General features: G+C 69.8%; 22 protein-coding genes. 13 read left to right on the forward strand and 9 right to left on the reverse strand.

The window, feature by feature from the left end:
- Positions 1–35: 35 nt before the first annotated feature.
- Entirely contained in the window at positions 36–2,171 is a 2,136-nt protein-coding gene (locus K3A85_RS04015) for a putative bifunctional diguanylate cyclase/phosphodiesterase (protein WP_225205205.1), read from the forward strand.
- 45 nt (positions 2,172–2,216) lie between these two features.
- On the opposite strand, the gene K3A85_RS04020 is transcribed toward K3A85_RS04015, so the two are convergent.
- Positions 2,217–2,990 (reverse strand): SDR family NAD(P)-dependent oxidoreductase, encoded by a 774-nt coding sequence (locus K3A85_RS04020; RefSeq protein ID WP_225205206.1) that lies wholly within the window; start codon positions 2,988–2,990, stop codon positions 2,217–2,219.
- A 105-nt stretch (positions 2,991–3,095) separates the two neighbouring features.
- Here K3A85_RS04020 and K3A85_RS04025 point away from each other — a divergent pair, with 105 nt between their 5' ends.
- Positions 3,096–3,872, forward strand: a complete 777-nt coding sequence (locus K3A85_RS04025; protein WP_225205207.1) for a HesA/MoeB/ThiF family protein — start codon at positions 3,096–3,098, stop codon at positions 3,870–3,872.
- Here K3A85_RS04025 and K3A85_RS04030 read toward each other — a convergent pair.
- On the reverse strand, positions 3,861–4,577 hold the full coding sequence (locus tag K3A85_RS04030) for an NAD-dependent deacylase (protein ID WP_225205208.1): 717 nt from the start codon (positions 4,575–4,577) through the stop codon (positions 3,861–3,863). The two genes, K3A85_RS04025 and K3A85_RS04030, sit on opposite strands and share 12 nt — an antisense overlap.
- Positions 4,578–4,612: 35 nt before the next feature.
- Between K3A85_RS04030 and dapB the strand changes: the two genes are divergently transcribed.
- The 4 genes from dapB to K3A85_RS04050 are packed head-to-tail and all read left to right on the forward strand — an operon-like array spanning position 4,613 to position 6,617.
- Entirely contained in the window at positions 4,613–5,341 is a 729-nt protein-coding gene (gene dapB / locus K3A85_RS04035) for a 4-hydroxy-tetrahydrodipicolinate reductase (RefSeq protein WP_225205209.1), read from the forward strand.
- 3 nt (positions 5,342–5,344) lie between these two features.
- On the forward strand, positions 5,345–5,524 hold the full coding sequence (locus K3A85_RS04040) for a glutamate--cysteine ligase (protein WP_225205210.1): 180 nt from the start codon (positions 5,345–5,347) through the stop codon (positions 5,522–5,524).
- Positions 5,521–6,213 (forward strand): endonuclease III, encoded by a 693-nt coding sequence (gene nth / locus K3A85_RS04045; protein ID WP_225205211.1) that lies wholly within the window; start codon positions 5,521–5,523, stop codon positions 6,211–6,213. The genes K3A85_RS04040 and nth overlap by 4 nt, the downstream gene beginning before the upstream one ends.
- Positions 6,210–6,617: a hypothetical protein gene (locus tag K3A85_RS04050; protein ID WP_225205212.1), complete on the forward strand. Its 408-nt coding sequence runs from the start codon at positions 6,210–6,212 to the stop codon at positions 6,615–6,617. The genes nth and K3A85_RS04050 overlap by 4 nt, the downstream gene beginning before the upstream one ends.
- Before the next feature lie 22 nt (positions 6,618–6,639).
- On the opposite strand, the gene K3A85_RS04055 is transcribed toward K3A85_RS04050, so the two are convergent.
- The 5 genes from K3A85_RS04055 to K3A85_RS04075 all read right to left on the reverse strand — a co-directional run bounded on the left by K3A85_RS04055 (position 6,640) and on the right by K3A85_RS04075 (position 10,923).
- On the reverse strand, positions 6,640–6,885 hold the full coding sequence (locus tag K3A85_RS04055; RefSeq protein ID WP_225205213.1) for a hypothetical protein: 246 nt from the start codon (positions 6,883–6,885) through the stop codon (positions 6,640–6,642).
- Between the two features lie 81 nt (positions 6,886–6,966).
- Entirely contained in the window at positions 6,967–9,147 is a 2,181-nt protein-coding gene (locus K3A85_RS04060; protein ID WP_225205214.1) for a transglycosylase domain-containing protein, read from the reverse strand.
- A gap of 137 nt (positions 9,148–9,284) precedes the next feature.
- Positions 9,285–9,683: a peptide-methionine (R)-S-oxide reductase MsrB gene (msrB, locus tag K3A85_RS04065; protein ID WP_225205215.1), complete on the reverse strand. Its 399-nt coding sequence runs from the start codon at positions 9,681–9,683 to the stop codon at positions 9,285–9,287.
- Positions 9,684–9,733: 50 nt separating this feature from the next.
- Positions 9,734–10,423: a hypothetical protein gene (locus tag K3A85_RS04070; protein WP_225205216.1), complete on the reverse strand. Its 690-nt coding sequence runs from the start codon at positions 10,421–10,423 to the stop codon at positions 9,734–9,736.
- A 158-nt stretch (positions 10,424–10,581) separates the two neighbouring features.
- Positions 10,582–10,923, reverse strand: a complete 342-nt coding sequence (locus K3A85_RS04075) for a CC_3452 family protein (protein ID WP_225205217.1) — start codon at positions 10,921–10,923, stop codon at positions 10,582–10,584.
- Between the two features lie 166 nt (positions 10,924–11,089).
- Here K3A85_RS04075 and K3A85_RS04080 point away from each other — a divergent pair, with 166 nt between their 5' ends.
- Complete coding sequence (locus K3A85_RS04080; protein ID WP_225205218.1) at positions 11,090–11,584, forward strand: winged helix-turn-helix transcriptional regulator; 495 nt, start codon at positions 11,090–11,092, stop codon at positions 11,582–11,584.
- A gap of 157 nt (positions 11,585–11,741) precedes the next feature.
- Here K3A85_RS04080 and K3A85_RS04085 read toward each other — a convergent pair whose 3' ends face one another.
- Entirely contained in the window at positions 11,742–12,071 is a 330-nt protein-coding gene (locus K3A85_RS04085; RefSeq protein WP_225205219.1) for a UrcA family protein, read from the reverse strand.
- Positions 12,072–12,385: 314 nt separating this feature from the next.
- Here K3A85_RS04085 and K3A85_RS04090 point away from each other — a divergent pair, with 314 nt between their 5' ends.
- The 3 genes from K3A85_RS04090 to K3A85_RS04100 all read left to right on the forward strand — a co-directional run bounded on the left by K3A85_RS04090 (position 12,386) and on the right by K3A85_RS04100 (position 17,293).
- Complete coding sequence (locus K3A85_RS04090; protein ID WP_225205220.1) at positions 12,386–13,351, forward strand: diacylglycerol kinase family protein; 966 nt, start codon at positions 12,386–12,388, stop codon at positions 13,349–13,351.
- Positions 13,352–13,382: 31 nt separating this feature from the next.
- Positions 13,383–14,231 (forward strand): metallophosphoesterase family protein, encoded by an 849-nt coding sequence (locus K3A85_RS04095; RefSeq protein WP_225205221.1) that lies wholly within the window; start codon positions 13,383–13,385, stop codon positions 14,229–14,231.
- Positions 14,232–14,455: 224 nt separating this feature from the next.
- Entirely contained in the window at positions 14,456–17,293 is a 2,838-nt protein-coding gene (locus K3A85_RS04100) for a TonB-dependent receptor plug domain-containing protein (RefSeq protein WP_225205222.1), read from the forward strand.
- Positions 17,294–17,363: 70 nt separating this feature from the next.
- Here the strand turns inward: K3A85_RS04100 and K3A85_RS04105 are convergent, their stop codons facing one another.
- The gene (locus K3A85_RS04105; RefSeq protein ID WP_225205223.1) at positions 17,364–18,299 is read right to left on the reverse strand and encodes a glutathione S-transferase family protein; all 936 of its coding nucleotides are present in this window, start codon (positions 18,297–18,299) and stop codon (positions 17,364–17,366) included.
- Positions 18,300–18,410: 111 nt separating this feature from the next.
- Here K3A85_RS04105 and K3A85_RS04110 point away from each other — a divergent pair, with 111 nt between their 5' ends.
- The 3 genes from K3A85_RS04110 to K3A85_RS04120 all read left to right on the forward strand — a co-directional run bounded on the left by K3A85_RS04110 (position 18,411) and on the right by K3A85_RS04120 (position 20,007).
- Positions 18,411–19,307, forward strand: coding sequence for a thioesterase family protein (locus K3A85_RS04110; protein ID WP_225205224.1), 897 nt, complete (start codon positions 18,411–18,413; stop codon positions 19,305–19,307).
- Between the two features lie 245 nt (positions 19,308–19,552).
- Positions 19,553–19,807 carry a translation initiation factor IF-1 gene (gene infA / locus K3A85_RS04115; RefSeq protein WP_169495020.1) on the forward strand — a complete coding sequence of 85 codons (255 nt, stop codon included), beginning with the start codon at positions 19,553–19,555 and terminating at the stop codon, positions 19,805–19,807.
- A gap of 53 nt (positions 19,808–19,860) precedes the next feature.
- Positions 19,861–20,007 carry a hypothetical protein gene (locus K3A85_RS04120; RefSeq protein WP_225205225.1) on the forward strand — a complete coding sequence of 49 codons (147 nt, stop codon included), beginning with the start codon at positions 19,861–19,863 and terminating at the stop codon, positions 20,005–20,007.
- The last annotated feature ends 79 nt before the right edge of the window (positions 20,008–20,086 follow it).

Genomic DNA, 20,086 nt, shown 5'->3' on the forward strand with positions numbered 1-20,086 from the left:
GGAACCTTAACTTCGGTCGCCCTAGAGATCCCCGCATGAACGATCCCGTCAGCAAGGTGCGAGCGCCATTGGTCGTGTTCGGTTGGCGGGTATGGCGCCGCGACTGGTGGCGCGGCATCGTCGGCAGCTTCCATTACCGCACCACCGCCGCTTTGATCCTGATCGGGCTGGGCATGGTCGGCCAGCAGTTCGTCTCGCAGCAGCGCGCGCTCCAGCTGCGCCAGGAGAGCGAGGCCTATCGCCAGGCGGTCGCGCTGTCTGACAAGTCGCGCGCCTTGACCGAGGCGGTCGCCACCTTCCGCATCGACGCGCTGGCGCTGACCCTGCCGCGCAGCGCACTCGACACCGAGCGCGGGCGGGACCTGTTCACCGAGGACGCGATCGCGGTCGATTCGGCCGCCAACGACATCTCCGCCGCGCTCGCCGGCGGCGCCACCGGCATCGTCCGCTGGGAGCGGCTGACCGATCTCGACGCGATCACCGGCCCGGTGCTCGCGCTCGAGCCGGGCAAGCCGATGCCGCCCGCCGCCCGCCGCCGGCTTGAACACGCGTTGCGCGGCATGGCCGACACGGTCGCCGAGATGGACCACGCGATCACCGCGCGCCGCGCCGACGCCTTCGCCAACCTTGCCGAGCTGATCGACGGCTGGCACGTCCTCGTCGGGCTGCTCGGCGCGCTGGTGATGGTGCCCGTGCTCGGCATCTCGTTCGACGTGCTGTTCAACATCCTGCCCGCGCTGCGCCAGGTCCACCGCGCGCTCCAGCGCCTCGCCGGCGGCGACCTCGACGTCACGATCGAGCCCTCGCGCCTGACCGAGGTCAATGGCCTTGCCGGCGCGCTCGAGACCTTCCGCCGCAATGCCCGCGCCGTCAGCGGCCTTGCCTTCACCGATCCCGGCAGCGAGTTGCCCAACCGCCGCGCCTTCATGGACCGGCTCGACGCGGTGCTCGCCGACCCGCGCGCGGGCGACCACCTCGTCATGCTCGCCGACGTCGACCGCTTCAAATACATCAACGACGACTACGGCCACGCCGTCGGCGACTGCCTGATCCGCCTGATCGGCCGGCGCCTGTGCGAGGCGCTCGGCGATGCGGCGATGGTCGCCCGGCTCGGCGGCGACGAGTTCGCGCTGCTCATCCCGCTCGGCACCGCCGAAAGCGCCGCCGCGCTTGCCGCGCGGATCGTCGCGCTGGTCGGCGCGGAGCCCTTCGCCTGCGATTCGACCAGCGTGCGCGTCACCCTCTCGGCGGGCTACGTCGTCAGCCACGGCGATGCGCGGTTCGGCTGGAAGGCGACCAGCGCTCCCGACGTGCTGCTGCGCGCCGACCTTGCGCTCTATGCCTCGAAGCACGGCGGCCGCAACGGCGCGACCGGCTTTCGCGACGCGCTGCTCGCCGACCACGAGATCGAGCGCGCGCTCGAGCGCGACCTCGCCGAGGCGCTGCGCCGCGACGAGGTGCGCATGGTCTACCAGCCGATCCACCCGGTCGCGGGCGATCCCCACGAAGTCGAGGCGCTGGTCCGTTGGGACCACCCGGCGCACGGCTCGGTGCCCCCGTCGCGCTTCATTCCCGCCGCCGAGCGCAGCGGCATGATGACCCGGCTGGGCGACTGGATCGTCGAGCGCGCGCTGTCCGATCTCGCCGCCTGGCCGGGGATCGGGCTCAGCCTCAACCTCTCGCCGCTGCAGCTCCAGCAGGAGCAGTTCGTCGGCCGCTTTCTCGACAGCTGCCGCCGCCACGGCATCGCGCCGCAGCGGCTGTGCCTCGAAGTCACCGAATCGATCTCGATCGAACGCAATCGCCGCGCGCTGCTCTCGCTCGAACTGCTGCGCCAGGCCGGCTGCCGCATCGCGCTCGACGATTTCGGCACCGGCTATTCGTCGCTGTCGCTGCTGCGCGGGTTCCCGTTCGATCGGCTCAAGCTCGATCGCGAACTGATCGTCGATCTCGCCCACGACGAACGCTCGCGCGCGGTGTTCGACGCCGCGGTCTCGATGGCCCGCAGGATCGGCGCGCAGGTCGTCGCCGAGGGCATCGGCGAAGCGGCGCTGCTCGGCCCGGCCGAGGCCGCCGGCTGCACGCACCTCCAGGGGTTCTATTTCAGCCGGCCGCTCGAAGCCGCGGCGGTGCCGGGCTATTTCGCGCAGGCCGAAGCGAAAGTCGCCTGACGCTGCGCCTTGCGTGCCCCTGTCCGCACGGGCACGGGCACGCTTTCACCCCGCCGTCGCGCCGCCGTCGACCACCAGCTCGCTGCCGGTCATGAACGCGGCCTTGTCGCCCGCCAGGAACACGATCGCATTGGCGATGTCCTGCGGCCGGCCCATGTGGCCGAGCGGGTGGATCGCCGTCGCCGCCACCCGCGCCTCGTTGGCGCCGAGCCCGGTCAGACCGGCAAGGCCGTTGACCACCTCGTCGCCCATCATCGTGTCGATCACGCCGGGGTGCACCGAATTGACCCGGATCTTGTGCGGCGCGAGTTCCAGCGCCGCGCCCTTGGTGAACAGCCGCACCGCGCCCTTGCTGGCGTTGTAGCAGGCCGCGCCCGCCGATCCCACCAGCCCCGCCATCGACGACAGGTTGATCACCGATGCGCCGCCCGCCCACTGCCCGGCGCGCTCGGCCAGCAACGGAATGGCGGCGCGCGTGCCGAGGAACACGCCTTCGACATTGACCCGGTGCAGCCGCTGCCATTCGGCCAGCGTGGTCTCGACCAGCGGCTTCATCAGGAACAGCCCGGCATTGTTGACCAGCACGTCGAGCCCGCCCGCCTCGGCGCGGAGCCAGTCGATCGTCGCCGCCCAATCCTCCTCGCTGGTCACGTCCTGCGCGCGCGCGATGCCGTCGATCTCGGCCGCGAGGTCCTCGGGCGCGGCAAGGTCGGTCACCGCCACTTTCGCCCCGGCCTCGGCCAGCGCCCGCGCGGTCGCCGCGCCGATCCCGCGCGATGCGCCGGTCACCAATGCAATCCTGCCGTCAAGCTCGCCCATGCATCCAATCCCTTGTTCTGGTCTGTTTCGACCAGAGTGCGCGCGCGGGCAGGGCTTGTCACGCGGCTTTCGCATCGCCGGCAAAGTCCCTACATCGCCCGCACCATGACGCTCTCCCCCGACCGCCTCGATCGCTTCGCCCGCCACATCGTCCTGCCCGAAGTGGGCGGCGCGGGTCAGGCGCGGCTGGTGGAGGCCCACGTGGTGCTCGTCGGCATGGGCGGAATCGGCAGCCCGGCGCTGCAATACCTCGCCGGCGCGGGCATCGGCCGGCTCACCCTGATCGACGACGACGCGGTCGAGGCGAGCAACCTCCAGCGCCAGACGATCTACACGACCGCCGATATCGGCAGGGCCAAGGTCGAGGCCGCCGCCGACTGGGTGCGCCGGTTCGATCCCGCGATCACGGTCGCCGCACACGCCGTGCGCATCGGCCGCGACAATGCACCCGCGCTGATCGCCGGGGCGGACGTCGTGCTCGATGGCTGCGACAACTTCGCCACGCGCCTTGCCGTGTCGGACGCCTGCGTCGCCGCCGGCATACCGCTCACGACTGCAGCGCTCGGCCGCTTCCAGGGCCAGGTCGCCAACTTCGCCGGCCATCGCGAAGGCCATGCCTGCTACCGCTGCTTCGTCGGCGATGCCTTCGATGCCGAGGATTGCGACACTTGCGCCGATCAGGGCGTGCTCGGCGCGATGGTCGGCATGGTCGGCGCGTTCGGCGCGATGGCGGCGATCCGGGTGCTGCTGGAGGGCGTCGCCACGCTGGGCGACCCGCAATGGGGCCAGCTCCACGTGCTCGACGGGCTCAAGCCCGGCCTGCGCACAATGAAGATCGCGCGCGATCCCGAATGCCGGGGCTGCAACGGCTCAGCAGCCTAGCATCTCGTCCACCCAGGCCGGGACGATCTCGCTCGCCGGGCCAAGCCGCGTCTCGTCGAACCAGGCGGAGCCTTGCGAACGCTCGAGGTTCAGCTCCAGCGTCCGCGCGCCGAGGTCGCGCGCCGCGCGCACGAACCCCGCCGCCGGATAGACCGCGCCCGAGGTGCCAATCGAGACGAACAGGTCCGCTTCTCGGAGCGCGTCGTGGATCTCCTCCATGCGGTAGGGAACCTCGCCGAACCACACGACATCGGGCCGCAACGCCCGTTCGCCACACGCGGGGCAGGGCGGACGGTCGATCAGGGGACCGGTCCAGCGGCTGCGCACATCGCACGCGGTGCACCAGGCGTTGAGGTGCTCCCCATGCATGTGCAGCACGCGCACCGCGCCGCCGCGCTCGTGCAGGTCGTCGACGTTCTGCGTCACGATCAGCACGTCGCCGCCGGGCACGCGCTTGGCCCATTCGCGGTCGAGCCGCGCCAGCGCGACGTGCGCCGGATTGGGTTCCTTGGTCTGGATCGCGGCGCGGCGCATGTCGTAGAACCGCAGCACCAGCTCGGGATCGCGGGCAAACGCCTCGGGCGTGGCGACGTCCTCGACCTTGTGCTGCTCCCACAAGCCCCCGGCGCTGCGGAAGGTGTCAATGCCGCTTTCGGCTGAAATGCCCGCGCCGGTCAGGATCACGATGTTGCGAACTTGGCTCATCGCGCCCATGAAGCACGGCCAGCACGGGGTGAGCAATGGCGAGAATCGGGATTATCGGGAGCGCGGGCCGCATGGGGCAGGCGCTGCAGGCGGCAGTCGCGGCGGCGGGTCACGACCTGTCGGGCGGGATCGACAAGGGCGGTGACGTCAAGGCGCTGGCGCAGGCGAGCGACGTGCTCGTCGACTTTTCTGCGCCCGCCGCGCTCGAGGACAATCTCGACGCCGCGATCCATGCCGCCGTGCCCGTGGTGATCGGCACGACCGGGCTCGAGGAGCGCCACCACTGGCTGGTCGATGCCGCTGCCGTGTCGATCCCCGTGCTCCAGACCGGCAACACCTCGCTCGGAGTCACCCTGCTCGCCCACCTCGTGCGCGAAGCCGCGCAGCGCCTGGGCGAGGACTGGGACATCGAGATCGTCGAGACCCACCACCGGATGAAGGTCGACGCACCCTCGGGCACCGCGCTGCTGCTCGGCGAAGCGGCGGCGCGCGGGCGCGGCGCCGATCTGCACGAAGAGGCGGTGCGCGGTCGCGACGGGGTCACCGGTGCGCGCAAGGCGGGCACGATCGGCTTTGCATCGTTGCGCGGCGGCAGCGTCGCCGGCGACCATTCGGTCCACTTCCTCGCCGACAACGAGCGCCTCACCCTGTCGCATCTCGCCGAAAACCGCGGCATCTTCGCCCGCGGCGCGGTCCGCGCGGCCGAATGGATCATCGGCAGGGAGCCCGGCCGCTACGGCATGGGCGAGGTGCTGGACCTGTAGAACATGCACATCCTGATCGGCATCGGCTTGTTCCTGCTGTGGTGCGTGCTCCAGTCGACGCCGGAGATGGTCGCGGAGCAGCGTGCGAAGCTGGCGAAGCACAACAGGGTGCTCTGGACCGTGTTGGCCGTATTCTGGGCGGCGTTTCTGGCGCCGATCCTATGGGATCTATGGACCAAATGAAGAAGGACGCGATCTTCGAGTTCTTCCGCCGGCTAGCCGAGGCCAATCCCTCGCCCGAAACCGAGCTCGAGTTCGGCAACGTCTACCAGCTGCTCGTCGCGGTCACGCTCTCGGCGCAATCGACCGACGTCGGCGTCAACAAGGCGACGCGGCGGCTGTTTGCCGAGGTGAAGACCCCGGCGCAGATGCTCGCGCTCGGCGAAGAGGGGCTCAAGGACCACATCAAGACGATCGGCCTGTTCAATTCCAAGGCCAGGAATGTCATCGCCATGGCCGAAATCCTCGTGCGCGATCACGGCGGCGAAGTTCCGGCCGATCGCGATGCGCTCACGCTCCTGCCGGGGGTGGGTCGCAAGACCGCGAACGTCGTGCTCAATTGTGCGTTCGGGGCGGAAACCTTCGCGGTCGATACGCATATCTTCCGCGTGGGCAATCGCACCGGGCTCGCCCGGGGCAAGACCCCGCTGGCGGTCGAGAAGCAGCTCGAAAAAAAGGTGCCCCAGCCGTTCCGGGTCGGCGCGCATCATTGGCTGATCCTCCACGGTCGCTATGTGTGCAAGGCGCGCACGCCCGAATGCTGGCGGTGTCCGGTGGTCGACCTGTGCGGCTACAAGGCGAAGGTGCTGGAAAAGGGCGGCAAGCCTCAGGCGGCCGCGACGCCGCGCAGAGCCAAGGAGAAAGGCGCATGAAAGCAAGAGCTGTCGGAATCGCCCCCATCGCTGTGGCCTTCCTCGCCGCAGGCCTCGCATCCTGCGCGCCCCCGCCGACGGGCGCGAGCGACGGGCGCGGACGCAACGTGCCGGCCGCGCGCCCGATCGGCGCGGCGCAGAGCTGCATTCCGCTCGCGCAGATCTCGGAAAGCCGGGTGCGCGACGACTGGACCATCGATTTCCGCCTGTCGGGCAATCGCTGGGTGCGCAACACGCTGCCCTATCGGTGCAACGGCCTCGGCTTCGAACGCGCGTTCTCCTACGAGACCTCGCTCTCGCAGCTCTGCTCGACCGACATCATCAAGGTCGTCCAGACCAATCCGCCGATGACCCGCGGCGCCTGCGGGCTCGGGCAGTTCCAGCCGGTCGAGCTCGTCAAGTAGCCCGACCGGCCGGCGCGTCCGGTCAGTAGGTCGAGGGCGGGTCGCTCGCCGGGAAGCTTTCGTCGGCGGCCTGGTCGACCTTGTCCCAGCTCTTGGGATCCGAGCGCATGCCCTCGGTCCCGGCGGTGCGGACCTTGGCGAAGTTGTCGCCGGTCTGCTCGCCGGTGGCGAAGGCGGCGTGCTGCGTCGCGCCGCCGTCCTGGGCCTTGAACTTGTTCCAGATGAAGTAGCCGACCGCTCCTGCGGCGGCCAGTCGAAGCAGTCCCATCGTCGTCTCCTGTCGCGATGCGGGCGCGATGCCCGTCGCCTGCAGTAACGAACCGGGGCGCGATTGGTTCGCGGCCCGGAGCTAGGGCTGCGGGTTGCCGACCGGCGGCAGGGGGCGCGCCGTCGCGCCGGGACGCGGCCGCGCCGCCGGCGCCGCCGCCGGACGCTGGCGCGCCATGTCCTGCCGCCCGGTGGCGCGATCGAGGAAATCCTCGTTCGCCGCCGCCGGCGGAGCGCCATCATTCTCGTCCTGCGGCGCGGGCGCCGGGTCCTGCTCGGCGCTGCCGTCGTCGCCGGCGCGCCGCCCGCCCTGGTTGACCACGTTGCCGTCGGGATCGACGTAGAAATAGTCGTCGGGGTTGGCCTGCATCGCCTCGTCGTCGGGTTCGAGCTGCCACTGCGGCAGCTTGAGCTCGGTCTCGAACTTCTCGGGCGGCCGCTTCGCCGTCGCCACCTTCATGTAGGCGGCAAAGGCGCGCGCGGGCGCGGTGCCGCCCTGGAGCCCGGGCACCGGCCGCGCATCGTCGCGCCCCATCCACACCCCCGTCGTGATCCCGCTCGAGAAGCCGAGGAACCAGCCGTCCTTGTTCGAGCTGGTCGTGCCGGTCTTGCCCGCCACCGGCCGTCCGATCTGCGCGGCGCGGCCGGTGCCGGTGCTGACCGCAGTCTGCAACAGGTCGGTGATCGCCGCGGCGACATATGTCGGCACCAGCTGCTGCTGCACGTCGGGCCGGTGGCTGTAGAGCACCTCGCCGTCGGTCGTGGTCACCTTGCGGATGCCGTAGGGCACCACCGTCGTGCCCTTGGCCGAGACTTCGGCGAAGGCGCGGACCATGTCGATCACCCGCACGTCGCTGGTGCCCAGCACCATCGAGGGCTGGGTGTTGATCGGCGTGGTGATGCCGAAGCGCCGCGCCATGTTGGCCACCGCGCCGAAGCCGACCTCGTTGCCGAGCTGCGCCGCCACGGTGTTCTTGGAATAGGCAAACGCGGTGCGCACGTCGATCGGGCCGGCGTAGGTCCCGCCCGAATTGCGCGGGCTCCAGCCCTGGATCGTCACCGGTTCGTCGACCACGCGGTCGTCGGGGGTGTAGCCCGCCTCGAGCGCGGCGAGATAGACGAACAGCTTCCACGCCGAGCCCGGCTGGCGCACCGCGTTGACCGCGCGGTTGTAGTTGCTGGTGACATAGTCGGTGCCGCCGACCATCGCCAGCACCGCGCCGTCGCGGTCGACGCTGACCAGTGCGCCCTGCACGCCGCCGGGCACGTTGGCCTGGAGCGCCGAGGTCGCCGCGCGCTGCGCCACCGGATCGAGCGTGGTCCACACCTCGATCGGCTGGTCGACGTCGGGCACCACCAGGTCGAGCTGCGGCAGCACCCAGTCGGTGAAGTAGCGCGCCGAGTTCTGGCCCTGCTCAGCCGCCAGCTTGACCGTGCTGAAATTCGCCGCGGCGGCCTGCGCCGGGGTGATCGTGCCGGCATCCTGCATCGTCTCGACCACCACCCGCGCCCGGTCGACCGCGGCCTTGGCGTCGGCGGTCGGCGAATAGTGCGAGGGCGCCTTGACCAGCCCGGCGATGATCGCGGCTTCCTCCAGCGTCAGCTGGTCGCCGGGGTGGCCGAAGAACTTGCGCGCGGCCGAATCGACGCCATAGGCGCCGCCGCCGAAATAGACCTTGTTGAGGTACAGCTCGAGGATCTGGTTCTTGCTGAACTTGGTCTCGAGCGCCATCGCCAGCACCGCCTCGCGGATCTTGCGGTCGAAGGTGCGGCTGTTGTTGAGGAACACGTTGCGCGCGAGCTGCTGCGTGATCGTCGAGCCGCCCTGGCGCCAGCGCCCGCTCTGCACGCGCACCATCACCGATCGCACGATGCCGATCGGATCGACGCCCCAGTGCTCGCGGAAGCGCCGGTCCTCGACCGAGATCATCGCATCCTTCATCACCGCCGGGATGCGGGCATAGGGCACCCACTTGCCGTAGCTCGGCCCCAGCGTGACGATCTCCGAGCCGTCCTTGGCGCGGACCACGATCATCTGCCCGGCCTGGCTCGACTTGAGCCGGTCGTAGCTCGGCAGCGAACGCGCGGTGATCAGCACCGCCACCGCCACGCCGATCGCGGCGAGCAGCGCGACGCCGCCGCCCCAGACGATCAGGCGGCGCACCATGCGCCCGAGGAACGAACCTTCCCGAACCTCGCGCGCGCGGCCGCGTTCGGACCTGCGCTCCGGATCGGGGCGGCGGGGCGTTTCCCTTCTCGCCATCGCTGTTCGGCTCTTTCCCTTGCTGATGCTATGCGCGACCCGGCGCCGCGCCCCTCGTGCGAAGCGCCGCGCCGGGCCTTTGCATAGGCAATTTGTAACGCAGGGTTAATCGGAACTTTGCGTTCCGTCGCGCCGGATCAGTCGCGGGGGGTGAAATCGAGCGCTGCGCTGTTCATGCAATAGCGCAGGCCCGTGGGCGCCGGGCCATCAGGAAAGACGTGGCCCAGGTGCCCGTCGCAGCGCGCGCAGCGCACTTCGGTGCGGACCATGCCGTGCGAGCGATCGACGTGTTCGTCGACCACCTGCGCATCGACCGGCGCGGTGAAGCTCGGCCAGCCGCAGCCGCTGTCGAACTTGGCCTCGCTCTCGAACAGCGGCGCGCCGCAGCCCGCGCAGAAGTATTCCCCCGCGGCCTTGTTCTTGTCGTACTTGCCGGTGAAGGCGCGCTCGGTGCCGGCCTCGCGCAGGATGTGGTACTGCTCGGGGGTCAGGCGCTGGCGCCACTCGGCGTCGGTCAGGTTCAGCTTGTCGGCCATGCGATGTCTCCTGGGGTCTGCCGCGCAATATGGTGGCGCTCGGCCCGCGCTCAATAGTGCGAGTTCGGGTCGGGCCTCGCGAGATCGTAGCAATGCGCGATGTCGTAGGCCTCGACCCCGTCGCCCTCGAACGCTTGCCCGAGCATCGCATCGTGCGCCATCGCGATCGCAGCGTCCGCCTCGTCGCCGCTCTTGCCCGCAGCGACCAGCGCCTCGCGCTCGCGCGCCGCCAGCACCGAGGCCAGCGTCTTGAGGTCCTGCGCCGCGGCGGTCAGTCCCTCGCGCGCATGGAGTTCCTCGTAGGCGATGGCGAGGATCGCGCCGCACTGGGACAGGTCGGGGGTCTTGAGCGGCGGCACCTCGGCCTCGAGCCGGACGAGGCAGGGGGCGAGCGCCGCGCGCAAGGCCGCGTCGGGGTCGGCCGCCTTCTGCACGGCGATGACGTCGGCGGTCATCAGGTCGCGCACCTGTTCGGGCGTCAGCCCCGCCTCGCGCGTCACGCGCAGGCCCACTTGCGCGAAATAGCGCTTGCCCCGCACGGCGAGCGGCGGCGCGTCGCGCACGGCATTGTCGCCCTGCGCCTGCGCCTGTGCGGCCAGCGCCAGCGTCGCCGCGCACTGCAGGTCCCGCCGGTGCGTGGCGGTCAGCCGCGAAAGATCGGGCGAGGGAGCGGGCGGTGGGGGCGCGGGCGGGGCGGCGGCCAGCGAAGCGGCGGCGGCGATCAGGACAAGCGGACGCATCGCCTCGCTATAGGTGCCCCGCCTCGACCGGTCATGAACAAAAAAGGAGGCCGCGAGGGCCAGGTAACCCGTCGCGGCCTTCGAGGAACCAGCGCATGGCAAAGGTAGGGTGGCAGGGCCCGCGCTGGAGAGAGAGGGTTGGGAGCAGCGCCCGGCGTTTACTTGCCGGCGTTGCACTTGGTCAGGTCGTCGGCCGCCAGCTCGCCCTCGGGCGTGGCGAAGCGGGCGATCGGGCCGACCTTCTTGACCAGGCGGGCGCAGACCACCGCAGCGCGCGAGGTGTCGCGCGGGGCGGTGCATTCGCTGCCCGCGCAGGCCCACGGCGTGTCGCCGTTCATGAAGCGCTTGGGGGCGTCGAGCGGGCTCGCCAGCGTGACCGAGTAGTAGGTCGCGGCGGCGTGCGACGGGGTTGCGGTCACGCCGAAGCTGGCGGCGGTGCCGGCCAGCGCGAGGACGGCAGGAAGAAGCTGGCGCAGCGCGCCATTGGCAGGTGCAAACATGTTCATTCCCCATTTTCGAGCCGCGGATTTCGCGCGCCATTGCCTTGCGAAGGGAACGGCAGGTGGAGAGGATGCGATTTCCGTTGCGAATCACTACCTATCATTGTAGGTTGCAAGTTGCAACTAGAAACTTAAACTGGCCGCCGAAATGGAGTAAACCACGCGCATGGACAAGCTCAGGGAACCCCTTGCCGATCTCGCCCTCTGTGGCCTTCCCGTCGCGCTCGAGGCGATGGGCGAGCGATGGTCGTTCATGATCCTGCGCGCGGCGTTCAACGGGGTTCGCCACTTCGAGGACTTCCTCGATGTCCTGGGCATCGCCCGCAACATCCTTTCCAACCGGCTGTCAAGGCTGGTCGAAGCCGGGGTGCTCAAGCGCGAACATTGCGCCGACGATCGCCGCCGGATCGAATATCGCCTGACCGACAAGGGCATCGACCTGCTGCCTGCGATGCTGGCGCTGCGCCAGTGGGGCGAAAAGTGGGGCGGGGCGCCGTCGGATCCGGTGCTGTGCGATCAGCGCGACGGTCGCCCGATCAAGCCGATCTCGATCCGCGCGCACGACGATCGCGTCGTGTGCGGCCACGATCTCGCCTGGCGGATGAAGGCCGATGTCGATGCGGACGAAGCCCGTCCGCGTCCGCGCGCGGTCACGCCCTGAAGTTTCACGACCTGGCTCCACGCGCCTAAGGGGCAGGCCTCCGGGGTGGAGGCCTGCCCCTCGTCGTCCGCTGTCCTGTGGTGATCCGGTCGCGTCGGGGACTGGCTGGTTGCGACGCTCGGGGTGACCGCAGGCGCTCGGCGGAGCGACGGTCGGCTCAGCGCGCCATGCTCGGCTGCTGGCGCGCCATGGCGTAGCTGGCGCGGGCGGCGCTCAGCGCATCGTTGAAGCAGCGCTGTTCGTTGAGCGTCTCGGCGAGCGGCTGGGGGCCGCCGGTGATGTCGCAGACCGCGTTCGCGGCGCGGCGCAGGCGGGCTTCGAGCAGGGCCTGGCCCTGGGCGGTGTTCAGGTCGAGATCGCCGTAGTTCACCACCTTGCTGCGCGCTTCGAGCGCGACCGGCTGGGCGAAGGCGGCAGGCGCCATGGCGGCAGTGGCGGCGGCGAAGGCGGCAACGGTTGCAAGCGGGCGGAAGATCGAGCGGGTCATGGCAGTGCTCCTTGATCTGGGGTTCGGAAGGGATCGGGCGGGTCGGTTCAGGTACGGGTCGGTTCAGGTTACGGTCTGCGGCGGCGGTTGCAGGGTTCGGGGGATTGCGTGTCCGCCGCCGCATGCCATCTTCCTAAGCCGCCCCGCTGCCCGCCGCAGCGCAGGCTCGATGGGCGCCGTTTTGCGCCGACCAACGGCAACGGCATCCGACGAACCGCCTGTCCTGCTCTGCGAACGTCGAGCGGCGGCATCGCACGCAGGGGCAAGCGCGGCCGAATCGGGAACCCTTGCGCTCCGCTACGGTTGGGACGGCGATGGCCGATCCCGCTTCCCGCTGCGCCGCCGCACCCTCCACCACGGCGAATCCCCCGTCGGCGACGCCCCCGTCGGCTGCCCCCGCCTCGCCTTCGTCCGCGTCGTCGCCCGCGCAGGGGCCGCTGTGGCTGGTGGTCAACGCCGCCAGCGGCAGCAATTCCGAGGAATCCTGCGCCGCCCTCGTCGCGCGCCTCGCCGCGGCAGGGCATGAACCCGCGCGCATCGTCCGCTTTCCCGACGATGCGCTGCCGGGCGTGGCCGAGCTCGATGCCGCCGGGGTGTGCACGCTCGCGATCTTCACCGGCGACGGCACGATCAATTCGCAGGTGCGCAAGCTGATCGACTGGACCGGGACCATCCTGATCCTGCCGGGCGGGACGCAGAACCTGCTCGCCAAGGCGCTTCACGGTGTCGACTGTTCGGTCGAGAGCATCGTCGAGGCGCTCGCCGCGCAACGCATGTCGCCGCGGGCGCTGCGCGCGGTGCAGACTTCGCAGGGGCCGGCGCTGGTCGAGGTCCTCGCCGGGCCGGGCGCGACCTGGGCTGATGTGCGCGAAGGCGTGCGCGATCTCGACCTCCCGACCATCGCCAGCGCGCTCGGCGAAGCGGTGCGCAACACCGCCGCCGGCGCGCTCGTGCGGGTGGTCGATCCGGCGGTAGGCAAGCCCGCGGGCTACCGCGCGCTGCGCGTCGATGCTGTTGCCGGGCCGCTGACGCTCGACGGCTACGACGTCGAGGGCGTCGGCGACGTCGCTGCGCAAGGGCTCGCCATGCTGGTCAAGCGCGACTTCCGCGCCGGCCCGCACGACGAGCTGGGCACCTGCGAGCGCGTGACCGTCGAAAGCGACGCGCCGATCGCGCTGATGCTCGATGGCGAACGCTTCGATGGAGGATTGTCCGAAACCTTCACCGCAATCACCCTGCCCGTGCAATTTCTGGGCTCGAGCCCGCGCGCAGGCGGTTGACCGCGCCGCCGCGCCGGGAGAGGAGGCGGGTATGACCCGCGTGTTCCACATCAGCGACATCCACTTCGGGCTCGAGGACCGCCGCGCGCTGTCGTGGGTCGCCGAATGCGTGCGCGAGGAACGGCCCGACGCCGTCGCCATCACCGGCGATCTCACCATGCGCGCGCGCCATCGCGAATTCCGCGCTGCCTGCGAATGGATCGGCGCGCTCGACGTGCCGGTCACGGTCGAGGTCGGCAACCACGACCTGCCATATTTCAACCTCGTCGAGCGCTTCGTCGATCCCTACCGCCGCTTCCGCGCGATCGAGCACGTGCTCGAACGCGACGTGCCGCTGCCCGGCGCCGCGATCGTCCCGCTCAAGACCACCGCCCGCGCGCAATGGCGGCTCAACTGGTCGAAGGGCGTGGTCGGGGGCGCGGCGCTTGCCGACACGCTCGCGCGGATCGACGCGCTGCCGGCCGGCACCCGCGCCGTCGTCGCCTGCCATCACCCGCTGGTCGAGGCCGGCACCCGCGGCAAGGCGCTGACCCGCGGCGGCGAACACGCGCTGGCCGAGCTTGCCCGCCGCAATGTGCTCGCCGTGCTCTCGGGCCACGTCCACGACGCCTTCGACCTGATCCACCCGACGCCGCACGGGCCGGTGCGGATGATCGGCGCGGGCACGCTGTCGCAGCGCGTCCGCTCGACCCCGCCGAGCTTCAACGAGCTGACCTTCGAGAACGGCGAGATCCGCGTGCGCGTGCGCAACCTCGAGATGATCCCGACCCGCGCGATGCAGATCGAGGACGTGCCCGAGAACGCGCTGCCCCCGCGCCAGCCGGGCGAGCCGGTGGCCCCGATCGGCGCGATCCCTCCGGTCGATCCCCCGGTCCACTGACAGTCGCGCGCGGCGCACAAGGAAGTTGCATTTCCATATCGTGCAGCTTTCGGCCGGTTGCGGGACACATTGTGATACATTTTTGCAATAGCGTGGCACAATTCTGACGCGGCGTGCCGCCCCCTGCTTGCCGCACCGCAATATCGCGAATTAGCCTTGTCCCATTCCGGCGCTGCGGAGGGGACTGGCCGCGCGCGGTACGCAAGCGAAGAGGGGTTTTGCTGATGAAGAAGTTTGGCAGCATCTGGCTGGCGGGGGTCGCGCTCGCGGCCGTGGCCACGGGCGGCGCCGCGCCGGCGCTCGCGCAGGGCGCGCCCGAAGGCGCCAGCGCCGACGAAGGCGCCGCGATCATCGTCACCGGCTCGCGCATCCGCCGCGACCCGCTCGACCAGGCCGCGCCGGTCGTCACGCTCGACAGCGAGGCCATCGCCAAGACCGGCCTGTCCTCGGTCGCCGACGTGCTCCAGCGCCTGCCCAGCTCGGCGGGCGGCCTCAACACCAAGTTCAACAACTCGGGCAACCTCGGCAACCCGCCCGACGGCGGCGGCGTCGGCGCCGGTTCGGCGACGATCGACCTGCGCTACCTTGGCGGCAAGCGCACGCTCGTGCTGGTCGACGGCATGCGCTACGTCAACGGCGCCTCGGCCAGCGGCATCCCCGCCTCGGTCGACCTCAACTCGATCCCCGAAGGCATGATCGAGCGCATCGAAGTGCTGCAGTCGGCCGCTTCGCCGCTCTACGGCTCGGACGCGATCGCCGGCGTGGTCAACATCATCACCAAGACCAACCAGAAGGGCTTCAAGGGCTCGGCCCAGTACGGCCAGTACCTGGGCAAGGGCGATGGCGAGACGCAGAACTACCAGCTGAGCTGGGGCACCGGCAAGGACGGCGTCTCGCTCGTCGTCGGCGGCAGCTACGTCAAGCAGATGGACGTCAAGGCCCGCGACCGCTCGATCTCGCAGTTCCCCAACCCCGGCCAGACCTCGTGCTCCGACCCGATCGGCGGCTGCTCGAGCGCCACGCCGCTCGGCCGCTTCATCGTGTTCGGCCAGAACATGACGCTGCGCAGCCCCGTGCTCACGGGCAAGCCGGTCTATGATCCCACGCTCGCCACCGGCGACTTCAAGCCGTTCACCTCGGCCGACCGCTTCAACTTCGCGCCGTTCAACTACTTCCAGACCCCGAGCGAGCGCTACGGCGGCTTCGTCAACGTGCGCGCCGAATTCAGCGACGCGATCGCGTTCAAGGGCATGGCGGTCTACAACCACCGTCACTCGCAGAACCAGGCGGCGTTCCTGCCCCTGTTCATCGGCCCCGACGCGGGCAACGGCAACCTGCTCGACACGATCAAGATCGATGCGACCAACCCGTACAATCCGTTCGGCGTGACGCTCGATTCGAGCAACTACAGCTTCATCGCCCGCCGCCTCGTCGAAGCCGGCCAGCGCACCTACACCCAGGACGTCGACACCTTCGACGTCAAGGCCGGGTTCGAGGGCAAGTTCTCGATGTTCGGCAAGAACTGGTTCTGGGACGTCACCGGCGTCTACGGCACCAACGAAGCGCGCCAGCTGTTCACCGGCAACGTCAATGCGGCCAAGCTCGCCCAGGCGCTCGGGCCCGTCGCCAACTGCACCGGCGATTGCGTGCCGTTCAACATCTTCGGCGGCGTCGGCTCGGTCACCCAGGCGATGCTCGACTATGTCGGCTTCGACGAACGCGCCAAGAGCGGCCAGGCGCTCTACGATTTCCAGGCGAACCTTTCGGGCGAACTGTTCGACCTGCCCGGCGGCCCGGTCGGCATCGCCATCGGCGCCGAGCACCGCAAGCAGGAAGGCTACTTCGAGCCCGATCCGGTGATCCAGGCCGGCCTTGGCGCCGACATCCCGGCGCAGGCCGCGCGCGGCAGCTTCAAGGTCGACGAGATCTACGGCGAAATCCGCCTGCCGCTGCTCAAGGATACGCCGTTCTTCCACTCGCTCGAACTGAACGGCGCGGCGCGCTATTCCGACTATTCGACCTTCGGCGGCAACACCACGCTGACCGGCGGCGTGCAGTGGAAGCCGGTTGCCGACCTCATGTTCCGCGGCTCGTACGGTGAAAGCCTGCGCGCGCCGTCGATCGGCGAACTCTACGGCGCCCGCTCGCGCTTCGACCAGCCGCTGTCGGATCCGTGCACCAATGTCCCCGGCTCGCTGTGGAACACCTCGGCCACCGCCAAGGCCAACTGCATCGCCAACGGCGTGCCGGCGAACGGCAGCTACCAGGAACCGCAGGGCGGCCAGCTTCCGGTGCTCACCGGCGGCAACCCCGACCTGCAGCCCGAAACGGCGCGCACGATCCTGATCGGCGGCGTCTACAGCCCCGACTGGGCGCAGCGGAAGATCAGCCTCGAGGTCAACTACTACGACATCAAGCTCGAAGGCGCGATCGCCTCGATCGGCGCGGATGTCCTGCTCAACCGCTGCGCGCTCGCCGGCGACGCGCTCAGCTGCAACGCGGTCAAGCGCACGCCGTCGGGCTTCATCTCGTCGATCAACGGGGTGCTGCTCAACACCGGCACGATCCGCACCAAGGGTCTCGACGCGACGCTCAACCTGCACACCGGCGATACCGGCGCGGGCGCGTTCAACCTCAGCGTCTATGCCAACTTCCTGTTCAAGTACGAAGAAGGCGTTCCCGCCACCACCGGCGTGACCACCACGTCGTACCTCGGCTACGAGCGCGGCAGCCCCGACCAGGCCTACCCGCGCTTCAAGTCGACCTCGGTGCTCGACTGGACGATCGGGCCGGTGACCACCACCCTGACCGGTCGCTACATCAGCGGGGTCAAGGAAATCCAGGACACCACCAAGAAGCTGGGCAGCCGGTTCTACACCGATGCGCAGATCCAGTATCGCCCGAGCTTTGCCGACAGCCGCTTCGTCTTCACGCTCGGCGTCAACAACCTGTTCGATGTCGATCCGCCGGCCTGCTACAGCTGCAGCCTGAACAACTACGACCCGACCACCTACGACGTGCCGGGCCAGTTCGGCTACCTGCGGCTCAGCTACGCGATGTAAGCGGCGCCGCCGTTCATCGCACCGCATGAAGGGGCGGGTCCTGCACGGTGCAGGGCCCGCCCTTTTCGCGTCAGGCCGCTGGCATCAGCGCGAAGCCGAGCCGGGGCACGTGGACGTTGACTGCGCCGAGGTCGGCGTCCTCGCGCCGCACCACCAGCCGGTGCGCCGAAGCCGCGACGAGCGTGCCCGCGATCGGATCGCGGCCGTAGTCGGTGGCCGATACCGCGACCTTCTGCCCGACGAGCGCCGCATCGCCCGGCGCGGCCGGGGCTTCGCCCGCAGGGATCGGGTCGGCCAGCGGTGCGCCGTCGCGCGCGGCGGCCAGCGCCTCGGCGCGCGTGCCCTCGCGGCGCTGCCCGTGGCCGATCGCCGCCACGCGCGCATACCAGTCGGAAAGGCCCGGCAGATCCTCGAACAGGGCCTTCGACGGCGGATAGAACGAGCCGGCGAACCAGAGGTTGTAGAAGGCATTGGCGTCGGCAAGGCCCGGCGTGTCGCCCTCGAGGAACGTGCGTCCGTCGGCCAGTTGCTGCGCCACGTTGGCGGCATGGCTGCGCAGCTGCGTCGCCATGTGCGGGAAGGCGGCCTTCATGCCGGCAATATCGAACGGCGCGCCTGACAGCTTCTCGCGGTCCTTGATGAATTCCTCGCCGATCGTCTCGCCGACGTGCGCGAAGATCACCGCCACCGCCGCCTGGAAGAACGAGCGGTCGGTCCATTCCGACAGTGCCGAGGCGATCCCGCCGGTGCCGCCGGGGAACAGGCTGGGCGCAGGGTGGCGCGCTTCCAGTTCGCGCACGATCAGCACGCTGTCGCAATAGACGTCGGCGCCCACCTGCAGCACCGGGATCTTGCGATAGCCGCCGGTCAGCGGCAGCAGCTCGGGCTTGGGCATGACCACCGGCTGGTCGATCGCGGCCCATTCCAGGCCCTTGATGCCAAGGCAGATGCGTACCTTTTCGGAAAAGGGGGAACTGTCGTACTGGTGCAGCAGAAGGTCGGTCATGATGGCTCGCTCTCCGTTATGTCGTGCGCAATGCTATCTTGCCGCGCCGCTCCTTGGCAATCGTATTTAACCGTGCAATTAATCCGCGTCACGCGTCCCATGGAGACCTGCTTGACCACCTCCTCGCCTGTTCCTGCCCCTGCCCCCGCAACCGATGCCCCGGCGCCGCACGCACCGCTGCCGCTGTTCGAGCAGGACGGGGACCGTTTCGCGCCGACCCGCGCGGGGCGCGGCTATTGGCAGGAAGGCACGCTCAACGGCTCGGCGGTGGCGGCGCTCACCGGCTGGGTGATCGAGCGCGACTTTGGCGAGGAGGGCCTCGTGCCGGTGCGCTTCTGCGTCGACATGCTGCGCATGGCCCCGTCCGAGCCGCTCGAGGTCACGACCGAGGCGATCCACGACGGCAACCGGCTCAAGCTGATCGAGGCGCGGATCGTCTGCGGCGGCAAGCTGGTGACGCGGGCCACCTGCCAGTTCATCCGCGCGACCGAGCAGCCCGACAATCCCGTCTGGCGCAGCCCGGCCTGGGACGTGCCGCACCCCGACACGCTGCCCACGCTGCACCGCTTCACCCGCTGGGATGCCCGGCCGATCCCGCCCGACTATGCCCGCGTCGCGCGCGCGGCGCCACCGGGCGGCGATGCCGCGCACGGCAACGTGCCGGTGCTGGGCGATATTTCCGCGCCCGAACGGCGGCAGGTCTGGCTGAAGCCGCTGGGCGAGATCGTCGCGGGCCACGCGCTCTCGCCGTTCATGCGCGTCGTCGTCACCGGCGATTTCGCCAGCCCGCTGACGCACTCGAGCCGCTTCGGCATCGACTTCGTCAACACCGACTTCACCGCCTATCTCCACCGCCTGCCGCAGGGCGAATGGCTGGGCTACGAACTGACCGGGCACTTGAGCGAAGCGGGGGTCGCGGTGGGCGAATGCCGGGTCCACGACCTTGCCGGGCCGCTGGGCACGATCAACGTCGCCGCGGCCGCGCAGGCGCGGCGAAAGAAGGGCTGAATCCGGCGATCGGGCGGCAGGCCTTGCATTTGCAGGGGTTTGCGCCCATATGCCGCTCAGCACACGTCGCCTGCGACGGAAAATACCGGCGGACATCCGGGGCAAACTTCCCGCTTCCCCGCTCCCTTTTTCCATCCGAGCCTCGCGCACTTTCGGCCCGTTTCAACGGGTCGGAAGCTCTCGCGCATCGTTCGGCTCTGCCTTCGGGCGACGGTCCTGTCACTTCGCAAGAGGGGAGCCGCTCGATGGCCAAGGAAGAACTTTTGACGCTCGACGGCGAGATCGACGAGATCCTGCCCGATGGACGTTTCGGAGTCCGGCTGGAAAACGACCACCGGATCATCGCCTATACTGCGGGCAAGATGCGCAAGTTCCGCATCCGCTCGATCGTGGGAGACCGCGTGCGCGTCGAGATGACCCCTTACGATCTCACCAAGGGTCGCATCGTCTACCGCGAAAAGATCGGTGGCGGCGGACCCGGGGCGGCCCGTCGGCGTTAAGGCCGGCGAGTCCCCAAGCTGAAACAGGTGCGTCCTACGCACCAGGAATGAAGATGAACCTGAACGATACCACGAATACCCTTTCGACCTTTCCCGTCGCCCTGCTCCGCCGCCTGCGGCCCGAGCTGGCGATCCCCGGCCCGGCCTCGGTGCTCTCGCGCGCCGAACTCCGCCGCCTCGTCCGCGACATGGTGGACTGAGCGAGGCCTCTTTCAAGCAGCGTTCCACCGGGGCTTTGCCGCCCCCACAGCGCCGATCGGGGGCGTCCGCAAGGGCGCC

It is taken from the genome of Novosphingobium huizhouense (genome assembly GCF_020179475.1).
Lineage (GTDB): Bacteria > Pseudomonadota > Alphaproteobacteria > Sphingomonadales > Sphingomonadaceae > Novosphingobium > Novosphingobium huizhouense.